The organism is Bacteroides sp. FSHCM14E1 (assembly GCF_019633785.1).
Classification (GTDB): Bacteria; Bacteroidota; Bacteroidia; order Bacteroidales; family Bacteroidaceae; genus Bacteroides; species Bacteroides hominis.
Window position 1 is genome coordinate 1 of record NZ_JADKYL010000002.1, and the last position, 12,138, is coordinate 12,138.

The 12,138-nt window shown below is 41.0% G+C and carries 11 protein-coding genes; 8 read left to right on the forward strand and 3 right to left on the reverse strand.

Annotated elements, in window-relative coordinates; translation table 11 throughout:
- The 5 genes from ISX59_RS02990 to ISX59_RS03015 form a co-directional block, all read left to right on the forward strand.
- The coding region (locus ISX59_RS02990; RefSeq protein ID WP_220575659.1) for a hypothetical protein at window positions 1–621 on the forward strand (621 nt) is incomplete at its 5' end.
- Between the two features lie 470 nt (window positions 622–1,091).
- A complete protein-coding gene (locus ISX59_RS21110) occupies window positions 1,092–2,090 on the forward strand; it encodes a hypothetical protein (RefSeq protein ID WP_234058737.1) in 999 nt (332 codons plus the stop codon).
- Entirely contained in the window at window positions 2,056–2,508 is a 453-nt protein-coding gene (locus ISX59_RS03005) for a hypothetical protein (RefSeq protein ID WP_032543256.1), read from the forward strand. The genes ISX59_RS21110 and ISX59_RS03005 overlap by 35 nt, the downstream gene beginning before the upstream one ends.
- Before the next feature lie 477 nt (window positions 2,509–2,985).
- Window positions 2,986–3,402: a hypothetical protein gene (locus tag ISX59_RS03010; protein ID WP_250712666.1), complete on the forward strand. Its 417-nt coding sequence runs from the start codon at window positions 2,986–2,988 to the stop codon at window positions 3,400–3,402.
- Between the two features lie 179 nt (window positions 3,403–3,581).
- On the forward strand, window positions 3,582–4,145 hold the full coding sequence (locus ISX59_RS03015; RefSeq protein ID WP_220575660.1) for a hypothetical protein: 564 nt from the start codon (window positions 3,582–3,584) through the stop codon (window positions 4,143–4,145).
- Window positions 4,146–4,473: 328 nt separating this feature from the next.
- Here ISX59_RS03015 and ISX59_RS03020 read toward each other — a convergent pair whose 3' ends face one another.
- Window positions 4,474–4,875: a type II toxin-antitoxin system HigA family antitoxin gene (locus ISX59_RS03020; RefSeq protein ID WP_220575661.1), complete on the reverse strand. Its 402-nt coding sequence runs from the start codon at window positions 4,873–4,875 to the stop codon at window positions 4,474–4,476.
- 117 nt (window positions 4,876–4,992) lie between these two features.
- Here ISX59_RS03020 and ISX59_RS03025 point away from each other — a divergent pair, with 117 nt between their 5' ends.
- Window positions 4,993–6,279, forward strand: coding sequence for a Fic family protein (locus ISX59_RS03025; protein WP_220575662.1), 1,287 nt, complete (start codon window positions 4,993–4,995; stop codon window positions 6,277–6,279).
- 67 nt (window positions 6,280–6,346) lie between these two features.
- Here ISX59_RS03025 and ISX59_RS03030 read toward each other — a convergent pair whose 3' ends face one another.
- Window positions 6,347–7,336, reverse strand: coding sequence for a lysylphosphatidylglycerol synthase transmembrane domain-containing protein (locus ISX59_RS03030; protein WP_220575663.1), 990 nt, complete (start codon window positions 7,334–7,336; stop codon window positions 6,347–6,349).
- Between the two features lie 131 nt (window positions 7,337–7,467).
- Here ISX59_RS03030 and aspT point away from each other — a divergent pair, with 131 nt between their 5' ends.
- Both aspT and aspD read left to right on the forward strand, forming a co-directional pair.
- Window positions 7,468–9,165, forward strand: coding sequence for an aspartate-alanine antiporter (gene aspT / locus ISX59_RS03035; protein WP_032543259.1), 1,698 nt, complete (start codon window positions 7,468–7,470; stop codon window positions 9,163–9,165).
- Between the two features lie 41 nt (window positions 9,166–9,206).
- Window positions 9,207–10,850 (forward strand): aspartate 4-decarboxylase, encoded by a 1,644-nt coding sequence (aspD, locus tag ISX59_RS03040; protein WP_005809417.1) that lies wholly within the window; start codon window positions 9,207–9,209, stop codon window positions 10,848–10,850.
- On the opposite strand, the gene ISX59_RS03045 is transcribed toward aspD, so the two are convergent.
- Window positions 10,839–12,131 (reverse strand): PAS domain-containing sensor histidine kinase, encoded by a 1,293-nt coding sequence (locus ISX59_RS03045; protein WP_005776288.1) that lies wholly within the window; start codon window positions 12,129–12,131, stop codon window positions 10,839–10,841. The two genes, aspD and ISX59_RS03045, sit on opposite strands and share 12 nt — an antisense overlap.
- Window positions 12,132–12,138 lie beyond the last annotated feature (7 nt).

Genomic DNA, 12,138 nt, shown 5'->3' on the forward strand with positions numbered 1-12,138 from the left:
AGTTATCTGGAAAACGGAATACTGACTTCGGAAAGTATACAAAAGGTATGGATGGAGGCGACAAAGCGGAGAAAGAGAGAGTTGTCGGAACTCCCCTACCTGATGGTGAAACCGGAAAAGGAAAACGATAAACCGGACAATGTATCCACACAACAGGAAATTGAACGACCCAAGCCGCTTAAAGAAGTAAAAGTAGCTGTCGGCACAGGAGACGTAACCGTTAGCCCGGGAAATGTAGTACACGATGTAGCCGTTAACGCAAAAAATGCATGCAATTCCGGACAAAGTAAAGTAAAGAAAAGTAGAGCAAAGGAAAATAAAGAATTACCCCCCTCAGCTCCCCCCGAGGGGAAGGAGGAAGAAAGGAAGGAGGATTCTGCTTCTCTCCCGATACCGGGATACGCTTTCAATACGATGACGCACAATTATCCGGGACTGACGGATACGCTCCAAAGATTGGGGATCAACGAGGTAAGCGAGGTAAATGCCATTCTCAGGCTGTCGGACTATGGAAGAAAGGGAACGACGGTGTGGCGGCTGATTGCCAACACTTGCTGGAGTGACATAGGGGCAAAAGGAAGATATCTGATAGCAGCGCTAAATAAGGCAAAAAGGAAATAAACGGATAGTGCAAATCCCCCGTGTATAGTTGACAAAAAAGCAAGTATATCGGTTTTAGTCTACAGAGATCTTCAGTGAGCCTAAGAAGTAAAGATCAAACTTAATAAGCTGAAATACAAACCATCAAAAGTTCCAAACATCTGTCAGTAAAAGCTTTGTTTTAACACAAAGTTAAAGTTTATTCTTTGGATGCAAATAACAAGTGTTTTAAATGCAAAAGACTTGTTATTTGCACACAAGAATAAAAAGGCTGAGAAGGGGAGTTAACAATGTTAATTGTTACGATATTATTCTCACTTAGGGACATACCCTTGTTGCAAAAACATTTTCCACACCTCCAACAAATACCTACAATTAGGTATTTTTTATCTTGCCCAACATTTTCTGTAAGATTAAGAACTTAAATTAAGTTGCATTATAATATATTTGCGGCAAATACATTAGATAATTTATAACCTAACCTAAACATTATGAAGTATTTTGTATCACTCTTTCTCAGTCTATTTTTTTTAGTTTTTATGTCCTGTGGCAATGAAGACAATGCTTGGGATAATAATATCCCTATTATTACTCCTAATGAACAATCTGATTCCTCAGGACTATTAAAGAGCCAAATAACTGACATCATTAATTATTCCAAAATCAATTTTGATGAAAACTTTAATAATACAGAACTTTATAAGAACTTGATTTTAAGCCCTAAATGGGAAAATGTTTCTATGGTTCTTCAGAAACAAGACACACTCCATTTATGTGTTCCTCTGCTAGCACAGGACAATCCTGAACGCAATTCCTATTATTTGTTTATTTCAAAGATCAAATCAGCAAATATTATAAGATTTACCATCATTGGGCTACCGGAAAATTTTTGGGATATTATAAATGCTCCTATTACCAGAGCCGGTATTATAGATGCCGGGTGGATTCCCGAAGTTACAATTCTTGGAGATTTATGTCGACAAATGAGTCATATCTGTTCAGATCCATATGATGAAGCTTTTCTTGAGTTCCTACACAGCAAATGGCTTAAAGAACATGGCAATGAAAGTTCCTCAGATAGTTCTTCATCTGGTGGCGATTATAGTCGGCTGACTGAAGCAGAAAAGCGCTTCCTTATGCGACATCCACAAGTAATTAAAAAATTTCATGATAACGCAAGAAAAGCTAGTGAAGCAGCTAAAAAATTTCCAGGACAGCACAATGGAGAGGGCGATGCGGTAAGACATGTTTATTGGAGTGCTCTCAACACGCTTTCAGAAAATGCAAATCTGGCAAAAGAGTTCGGTGATGCACATGAACAAAATCCGGGACAAGATATTGCAGAGAAGAATATGGATCTATTTAATAACTCCATTGGTTATCAACTGGGAGATCTAGCAAAACAAAATAAATGGTCAGAAGAACGTTTATTTAAGGAAATAATAAAATATAAAAATGATGGAAAATTACAAACAAAATTACATCCATAAGCCATATCTGTTTTTAGCAATCTTATTTTCTTTGCTTAGTTGCCAAAAAGAGGTGGTATCAAAGGTAACTTTCGAAAGAAAGCTATCAGGAATAAAACCAGAAACCGAATTTAGATTCGATTCTCTGAGAAATGATAAATGGCAAAAATGCTATATTATTCCACCGTATCAACAGTACAATTCTGCATTAAATAGGATAAAGTTGAGAAAGCATGATTTAAATAAAATAAAGGAAAATGCAATCTCTGATGGAATAAATACATTTGTGTTTATAAATAACGATGGATCAATATCAATAGAAACAGTTTCAAGATCTATCATTGATATTCAAGACACATTGTTAGACTCCATATTCCTTTTTTATCCCACAACAATAATGAAAATGGATAGTAAAAGAAAAATTATAGACATAAAATAATTTTTTAAGGGTAGTTTTACAAAAGGACTAGCTATTTTTTACACTTAGAGCCTGTCTGAAAATGGTTAAAATCTTTTTTTAACGAAGTTTCCATATCAGTCGGATAGTTTCTTTCTTTGAAAACAGATACCTACATGGCAGTCCCATACTCGGAGCATGGCAGGATCGAGTCAAGGACACGCCGCATATTCCGTGGGGAGGAACTAATTGCCGACAAGGATAAATGGGGCGGAAACTTGACTGTCATAGAAATACTTACATCTACTGAAAAGAAGGATGACGGTAAGATTACATCATATTTTCGTTTTCTTGCTTGCAGGTTCAACACTTTTATTATATATCACCAGCCTATTTCTGTTAAATAAGTCTGATACATATTTGTTTTGTGTTCAGTCACTTCTAATAAAGCAAATATTGGGCTGATACGAAAACATTCATAAAATTATATTTCAAATATTTTAAAACAACCTCTTAATTATGAGAATGAAAAGTATTTCTATTTATTTTTTTACTATCTCTATTGGATTGGATGGTTTGTTTGGAGATTTTGATTCTAATCAGAAGTCAGGCGGTGGAATATTACATAGAGGATATGATTTCTTTTTTCATCGAATATCTTTTTTGAGTGTAGAACCTAAGATAGGAGTTGGATATTTTGGCGGTAATAAGACAAGTACACTTAGTACTGCTGTCGTTGCAAATTACGGTATAACTTGTTTTACAACTAGTATATCACCCAAAGTATACTGTTCGCTCAATCCAGATAATAATATACTTCTTTCTTTAGAGAATGACTTCTCATTATTAAATGGGTTTGCAAACATTAAAGATCAAAACTCTATTCACGTAAGGAAAAATAGTAAACTTTTTCAATTTTATTATACAGTAAAATAGGCTTAACTTTAAAAACGCCAAAAGGGTGTAAATTTACCGTGTGGGTTGGTGGAAGTACACTTAGATTAGATAATATTCTAAACGGCAATATTCCATCGGGAGAAAAATATTATTCAAAAGAAACACTTCCCTATGCTGCAGGTATAAACTTTTATATATAAATTTAAACAATACAAGAAATGAAAAAAAGATTTTTAACATTAAGTGTAATTCTATTCCTATTAGGTATACTCCCTATATCTTCTTTTGCTCAATCTAAAATAAACATATTCTTAGATTATCATTACCAGTTTGGGTTATTTGAGAAAGCAGGATATAGTATTTCGAGGAAAGATAGTAAGATGTATGGTAACTCTTTACATTTATCTGCATTGTATAATTTTACTCAGCAGTTGTCCGCGGGTGTAGGAGTAGGAGCTGACAGATATGAAAATCCAGGCTATAATACGTTTCCTTTGTTCGCTAGTTTACATTATGCGCCTTTTAAAAAACATACTGATTTATATGCCTTTACTAATATAGGATATGCGGTAATAGGTAAACAAGAGACTTATACAGGTATGATGTGGGATTTAGGAATAGGTTATAAAAAGATGTTTCGTTCACATTTTGGACTTAATTTCCAGTTTGGATATAATCTAAAACAATTCCGAAATATTAATTCATATGTAACCAGTGATATAATGCAGCGTGAGAATAGTACTAGAAGCTCCTTGTCTTTAGGCATTGGAGTGATTTTCTAAAAATGATTTCAAAAGTCTTTATGGTAATAAAAGATACATGAGGTATTTTACTCTTATTATCATAGGGAAATTGTCTAAAATCTGAGATAGCTTTGATAGCTCCAACTGGCTCTATCAAAACTATCCCGGATTAAGTATAATAACAATTATTCTCTTCCAACAAAAATTTAAACAGGAACTTACTTATATCCAAAATGATTTCTTATATTTGAATTTGATGTCGGTAATAAACACAATCCGAAGATTCACACTAGCAACCATGAAACTTTGCGGAGCAACACGCCACATAAATCCAGCCTTTTCATTTACATGTATCATAACCCTCAATTTAAAAACCCAACATTGCAGCGGGAGGAATATTCAATACCCGACAAAGCAAACGGGCTATTTTTAAAGTAGGTTCTGAACGTCCTGCAATATAATCATTCACCCGTGAAGGACTTATTCCAATCTCAATCGCAAGTTGCTTTTGGCTCATTCCTTTTTCTTCAAGATAAAGTTCTATTAATTCTACAACAGTTGGTTTTTCTATCGGATAATGTTCTTTTTCGTATGCAATAACTATGTCGGACATGACAGAGAGTTCCACTGCATTCTTATCATTCGCAGGGATATTATCATCAACCAATGGCAGAAGTTCTTCCACTCTCGCCAAAGCAAATTCATATTTTAGGCATAAGTGATACTGAATGTAAATCGTGACAACCAGACGTTTTGCGCCTAAAATCATCGCATTTTTTGCGACATTACACTATTTTGCTTGGTAATACGACAATAAATGATTAATTTCGTCGCAAATATTGCGGCATTATTCATGGCTTAATGACGCATCAACCATATTCTAAGCATGTATATACACGAAAGAGACAATTGGACAGTATTCCATTGGAACGCTTCTGAACTGACAGTACTTCTTGAAGAAGTGAATCGTAAACAAGGCTTGTTGTACGGCAGACTTGCCTCGCTTGGCTTTGATAGCAAGTTAAAAGCGATGGCAGAGAACTTGACGTATGATGTTGTTTATTCGTCAGAAATTGAAGGCATACGCCTAAATGTAGACGAAGTACGCTCATCCATAGCTCGAAAATTGGGTATTGAAAACATAAAACAGACAGTACCGTCACACTATGTAGATTCTGTTGTGGCGGTTATGCTTGATGCAGTGAATCATTACAACCAGACATTGACAAAAGAGAAAATTTGTGCATGGCAAGCAGCATTCTTCCCAACCGGTTTCAGCGAGGGCTCACAGATTGAAGTTGGTAGGTATCGTACAAACGAGGAACATATAATTTCCGGGATGTTCGGTCGCGAGAAAATCCATTATATTGCCCCTGCACCGGAACGTGTGGATGAGGAAATGGCACAGTTCCTTGATTGGTTTAACAGTCAGGAAAATGTAAATTCAGTTATTCGGTCGGCTATTGCACATTTCTGGTTTGTTAGTATTCATCCATTTGAAGATGGTAACGGACGATTGGCACGCATACTTTCTGATATGCTGTTGGCCCGTGCCGACAAGAGCGAGTTCCGATTTTACAATATTTCCTCGCAGATAAATAAGGATAAGAACCACTATTACGATATTTTGGAAAAGGCTCAACATGGCGATGGTGACATCACTGAATGGATATGTTGGTATGCCAATACGCTGTCTGCTGCACTTGATGAAGCGGAAAATATCGTCAGCACTATTTTGAACAAAAGTTTCTTTTGGCAAAAGACTTCGTCCATTCCACTAAGCCAAAGGCAGACCGATATATTGAACCTGTTCCTTGACGGTTATGAGGCTAAAATAACTTCCAAGACTTGGGCAACATTGGCTAAATGTTCCAAAGACACAGCCATACGAGATATTCAAGACCTTGTAGAAAAAGACATTCTTCGAGAGGATATTCCCGGTGCTAAACGTCCGAGCTATTCTATTATATATGATCCGGAAGACATTACTGCCTTTTTTTCTGAAATCAGTGTTGAAGAGAAAAACGGTAATAAATACATTAAAGCTCTCTATAAGGGTAAGATACATGTACGCGAAAGAATTTTGCCACTGGACGCAAAACGGTTTGAAAATGGCAACCTCCCATTAGAGAATCTGCTTGCCAAATATTGCTCATATTTAAGAATGAACTGAGTGATTAGACACATTCATAATCCTTAATGATAGAAATTTCTCAGAAATTCAGCTTTTCATCATTACTCTATTTCCGATTTCCTATCTTCATCAGCATCAGCCCGATAACAATCCAGACCATCTCCCGCACCCGCGTAATCAGAGCGGCAAATACCCCATATGCTCCGGACAAAGACAAGCCGGCTACCGCCAGGGCAAAGCCTCCTTCCCTACCCCCTAATTGCATGGGAAGAAAGAAAAGCAGATTGGCCAGTAGGGAAGAGAAAGCGACGATCAGGATGCAACCGACAAAACTGACATCCGTAGTCAATACATTCAGAATCAACCAGACTTCGAGACACCCCACTATGCGAGCGGTATACTCTAAACCCAATGCCAAATAAAAGGTACTTTTTCGCTGTTGATGAAGCAGAGCTATCTGACTGTCTATAGTCTCCAGTTTTTCTTTATGAAGTTCCGCGAAGCGGACTGCACGCTTCTTCAAAAAAGGGATATGACTACCCAGACGTACGCATGCCACAGCCATACCGTTCCGGTAGCCTTTGATAAAAAGAGTGACAAGCAAGAGGCAGAAGAGTGTGGTCAACCCCAAGACAATGCCCATCCCCCAACCGACCGGATAAAAAAAGACATAAATCAACACCGAGCTGAGCCAGAAACAGAAATGCGAAAAGATATGCATCATCACATACAGGATGACCGAAGATGTGGCACGCTCCACTCCGACATAGGGAGTAAGCTCCATAATCCGGTAAGGCTCCCCTCCCATCAGTCCTACGGGAGTGACATAATTCAACGCAAAACCGGAAACCGTGAATTTATAGAGCCGGGCGAACGACAATGAATTCACCGGACCACTGCTACGAAGGATGATATACCACGAAAGGGTATTAATCAGATAGATGAAAAGCCAAAGGACCAGAACCAGCGGCAGATAAAATCCGGCACGCCGCAGGTTGTCCAGCAGTTCATCATAAGACACATCGAAAGTGAACAGCATGATGATGACGGCCAGGATGCCAAAGGCCAAAAACAAATTACGAAATTTACTCTTCAAAACAATATACAATTTAACGCATCAAAGATAACGTTAATAATTTATACAATGATATAAGAATAGCCCGTTTAACAAAACACTTTCTTGCACAAGCTGTTTTTAATGAGAATTTAAACCTAAACAAATTAACTATGGATTGGATTATTCATCAACTTAGGGTTCACCCCGAGCTTGCCATCTTTTTGACCCTTTTCGTAGGGTTTTGGATTGGCAAAATAAAAATCGGAAAGTTCAGCCTGGGTGTCGTTACAAGCGTATTGCTGGTAGGTGTCCTTGTGGGGCAATTGAACATTACGGTCGACGGCCCCATTAAATCTGTTTTCTTTTTACTCTTTTTATTCGCTATCGGCTATAAAGTAGGTCCGCAGTTTTTCCGGGGACTGAAAAAGGACGGACTCCCCCAAATGGGGTTTGCTGCCATCATGTGTGTATTCTGTCTGATTATTCCTTGGATATTGGCTAAAATTATGGGTTACAATGTAGGGGAAGCAGCCGGATTACTGGCCGGTTCACAGACGATATCGGCTGTCATAGGCGTGGCAGGAGATACGATCAATGAACTAAACATATCTCCTGAAACAAAAGAGGCTTATAATAATATTATCCCGGTATCGTATGCCGTAACTTACATCTTCGGCACGGCGGGTTCGGCATGGGTATTGGGCTCTCTCGGCCCCAAGTTATTGGGCGGACTCGATAAAGTAAAAGCCGCCTGTAAAGAATTGGAGGCTAAAATGGGGAATAGCGAAGCGGATCAACCCGGCTTTATGCCTGCTGCACGTCCGGTGACTTTCCGGGCTTATAAAATAGATAATGAGTGGTTTGGTGACGGAAAACGGGTATCAGATCTTGAAAGCTATTTCCAGGAGAATGACAAGCACTTGTTTGTCGAACGTGTCAGACAAGCCGGAGTTATCGTAAAAGAAATCACCCCGACCCTGATTCTCAGGAAAGGGGATGAGGTGGTATTGAGTGGTCGCCGTGAATATGTTATCGGCGAGGAAGATTGGATCGGTCCCGAGGTACTGGATCCTCAGTTATTGGACTTTCCGGCTGAAGTATTGCCCGTCATGGTAACCCGGAAAACCTTTGCCGGAGAAAAAATAAGTTCAATACGTTCACAGAAATTCATGCACGGTGTCAGCATACGCCGTATCAAAAGGGCGGGAATCGATATACCGGTACTGCCACAAACCATTGTGGATGCAGGTGATATTGTCGAATTGGTAGGGACCAAACACGAAGTGGATGAAGCTGCCAAGAAAATGGGGTACGCTGACCGTCCAACCAACCAGACAGATATGATTTTCGTTGGTCTGGGTATTCTGATCGGAGGACTGATAGGTGCCCTGAGTATCCACATGGGTGGTGTCCCCATCAGTCTCAGCACCAGTGGGGGCGCATTGATCGGAGGATTGTTCTTTGGCTGGCTACGGAGCAAACATCCGACTTTCGGACGTATTCCCGAACCTGCTCTCTGGATACTGGACAACGTAGGTCTGAACATGTTTATTGCTGTCGTGGGCATCGCTGCAGGTCCCAGCTTCGTACAGGGATTCAAAGAAGTGGGGCTAAGCCTGTTCATTGTAGGCGCACTGGCTACTTCCATTCCTCTGATAGTAGGCATACTTATGGGAAAGTATCTCTTCAAATTCCACCCGGCACTGATATTGGGATGCACAGCAGGTGCACGTACTACTACCGCCGCATTAGGTGCCATCCAGGAAGCTGTCGAAAGCGAGACTCCCGCTTTGGGATATACAGTGACGTATGCTGTGGGAAATACTCTCCTGATTATCTGGGGAGTCGTAATTGTGTTACTCATGTAAAATAGATTTTGATATTAACTAAACATAACCCTGACATAATAATGAAAAGTAATGAAAACAACGGAGCAGTAACTAAAAGTTTTGCTAAAAAGATGGAGAGTATCAGTCCTTTCGAACTGAAAAACAGACTGATTGAAATGGCTGATGAGAGCATCAAAAAGATAGCTCATACCATGCTGAATGCCGGACGTGGAAACCCGAACTGGATTGCCACCACTCCACGTGAAGCTTTCTTCCTTTTAGGTAAATTCGGACTGGAAGAATGTCGGCACGTGATGTACTTGCCGGAAGGAATTGCTGGTATCCCGCAAAAAGACGGGATTGCCGCCCGCTTTGAGACTTTTCTCAAAACCAATCATAGCCAGCCGGGTGCGGAGCTATTAAAAGGAACCTATCAATACATGTTACTGGAACATGCCGCCGACCCGGACACCCTTGTCCACGAATGGGCAGAAGGGGTAATAGGTGACCAATATCCGGTACCGGACCGCATCCTCCAGTTTACCGAGATGATTGTACAAGACTATCTGGCACAGGAAATGTGCGACAGTCGTCCGCCAAAGGGCAAATACGATTTGTTCGCCACCGAAGGCGGTACGGCAGCCATGTGCTACGTTTTCGACTCTCTGCAAGAAAACTTCCTGCTCAATAAAGGAGATGGAATCGCCTTGATGGTACCTGTCTTCACCCCCTATATTGAAATCCCTCAATTGAGACGCTATGAATTTAACGTTACGGAAATATCTGCGGACCAAATGACAGCAGACGGGCTGCACACCTGGCAATACAAAGACGAAGATATAGACCGCCTGAAAAACCCGCAGATCAAAGCACTCTTCATTACCAATCCCAGTAACCCGCCCAGTTATACACTGAGTCCCGAGACTGCCGCACGGATTGTAGATATCGTGAAGAAAGACAATCCGAACCTGATGATTATCACAGACGATGTATACGGTACATTCAGTCCGCATTTCCGCTCGCTGATGGCCGAACTGCCGCAAAATACTTTGTGCGTCTATTCCTTCTCCAAATATTTCGGGGCTACCGGATGGCGCGATGCCGTAATCGCTCTGCACGAAGAGAATATTTTTGACCGGATGATAGCCCACTTACCGGAAGAACAAAAGGCAATCCTCAATAAGCGTTACTCCAGCCTGACCCTTGCCCCCGAAAGATTAAAATTCATCGACCGCATGGTAGCCGACAGTCGGCAAGTGGCGCTCAATCATACAGCCGGATTGTCTCTGCCGCAACAGACGCAGATGAGCCTCTTCGCTTCTTTCGCCATACTGGATAAAGAGAACCGGTATAAAAACAAGATGCAGGAGATCATCCGGAGACGCTTGAAAGCTCTGTGGGATAATACCGGATTCTCACTGGTGGACGATCCGCTGCGTGTAGGATATTATAGTGAGATAGATATGCTGGTGTGGGCTAAGATATTCTACGGAGAAGAGTTTGTAGACTACCTCAAGAAAACGTACAGCCCATTGGATGTTGTTTTCCGCCTCGCCAACGAAACCTCATTGGTATTGCTGAACGGTGGCGGTTTTGCCGGACCGGAATGGAGCGTACGTGTATCACTTGCCAACCTGAATGAAAAGGATTATGTCAAAATAGGCCAGGGAATCAAACGGATACTGGATGAATATGCCCAGAGATGGCAGGAATCACGGAAATAAAATCCTGAATCTTGTCAGTCCGTCAGCGTATGTACGCAATGAAAACGTACAGCCATGACGGCTTAAAACTTCACGGATAAAGACCAGGCCGATACCTTGTCCGTTGGGTTTGGTAGAAAAGAAGGGACTGAAGAGCTTTGCTTCAGTCTCTTTTGTTATGCCGGGCCCATTGTCCACCACTTCGATAGCAGCAGGTGATGAGGTGCGGATGGTAATCTGACCGTCTTTCCCGATACTTTCAGCCGCATTTTTAATAATATTCACCAATACCTGCTCAAACAGGGAGGCGTCCAGTTTCACATCGTCCAATGATTCATCACATATCAGTTGTAACCGGATATTCCGGTCATTGCACATCCCCTCCATAAAGCGTTTGCAACTGAATGCAAGGTCATTCAGGTTGATCGGAGTAAGACGGGGATCGGGAATCTTCACCACGTCGGCAAAACGGGTAATGAAACGGCTCATAGAAAAACAACGTTCCGTACAGACACGCATCACATCACAAATATCTTCCATACCATCCGACTCAGACAATGCCTGTTCGACTGTATCCAGTGTAGAAGTAATCCCTGCCGTTGTATTATTCACTTCGTGCGCGATCATACGGATCACTTTCTCGTATGCCTTTTTCTCCGCTTTCATCACTTCGTCTGTCAATCCTTCCATCAGATAAAAAGGATGCTGGAAGCCGCGGTCCACAAACGAAGAATGAGTACATTTATAGATATTTGAATCATTCAGTCGCACGGTGCTGGTTTCTCCCTTCGGAATGGCAGCCAGTTCTATGGCAAGCGGCGAATCGATCTCGGACAGTTTCCTGCCTTCGGCTTCTTCCGGACGGACTCCCATCATCTTCATCGCCATCGGGTTTAGTTGGGATACCTCTTCATCCAGTGTCATAATGACAACACCCATAGGTGAAGCGTTAATCATCAGATCAAGAAAATGATTCTGTTCACGCAACCGGAGACGCTCGTTTTTTAGTTGATCCATCATACGGTTGAACACATTCACTACCCGATCGGCTTCCTGTTGACCGACGTGGCTCAGGCGGCTGCTGAAATCCTGTTCTCTCAAAAGTTCCATACCACTGCCAATCGTATTCATTGGTTTCACTATCTTCCGGTAAAACAAAATCAGATATAAAACGAGGAACAGCATCAACCCTTCTGCGATATAGAGATATTTCGCCACAATGGTTTCGGATACATAGAACAGAAAGCCCATGATGGAAAACAACAGAAAGATAAGTATGAAGAAAAATCCTTTTACCGGCATGTGATTG

What these genes read in the sequence shown, in the direction of transcription:
- ISX59_RS21110 (WP_234058737.1), top strand. Translation starts at nt 1,092, where the DNA reads ATGAAGTATTTTGTATCACTCTTTCTCAGTCTATTTTTTTTAGTTTTT.
- ISX59_RS03005 (WP_032543256.1), top strand. Translation starts at nt 2,056, where the DNA reads ATGATGGAAAATTACAAACAAAATTACATCCATAAGCCATATCTGTTT.
- ISX59_RS03010 (WP_250712666.1), top strand. Translation starts at nt 2,986, where the DNA reads ATGAGAATGAAAAGTATTTCTATTTATTTTTTTACTATCTCTATTGGA.
- ISX59_RS03015 (WP_220575660.1), top strand. Translation starts at nt 3,582, where the DNA reads ATGAAAAAAAGATTTTTAACATTAAGTGTAATTCTATTCCTATTAGGT.
- ISX59_RS03020 (WP_220575661.1), bottom strand. Translation starts at nt 4,875, where the DNA reads ATGATTTTAGGCGCAAAACGTCTGGTTGTCACGATTTACATTCAGTAT.
- ISX59_RS03025 (WP_220575662.1), top strand. Translation starts at nt 4,993, where the DNA reads ATGTATATACACGAAAGAGACAATTGGACAGTATTCCATTGGAACGCT.
- aspT (WP_032543259.1), top strand. Translation starts at nt 7,468, where the DNA reads ATGGATTGGATTATTCATCAACTTAGGGTTCACCCCGAGCTTGCCATC.
- aspD (WP_005809417.1), top strand. Translation starts at nt 9,207, where the DNA reads ATGAAAAGTAATGAAAACAACGGAGCAGTAACTAAAAGTTTTGCTAAA.
- ISX59_RS03045 (WP_005776288.1), bottom strand. Translation starts at nt 12,131, where the DNA reads ATGCCGGTAAAAGGATTTTTCTTCATACTTATCTTTCTGTTGTTTTCC.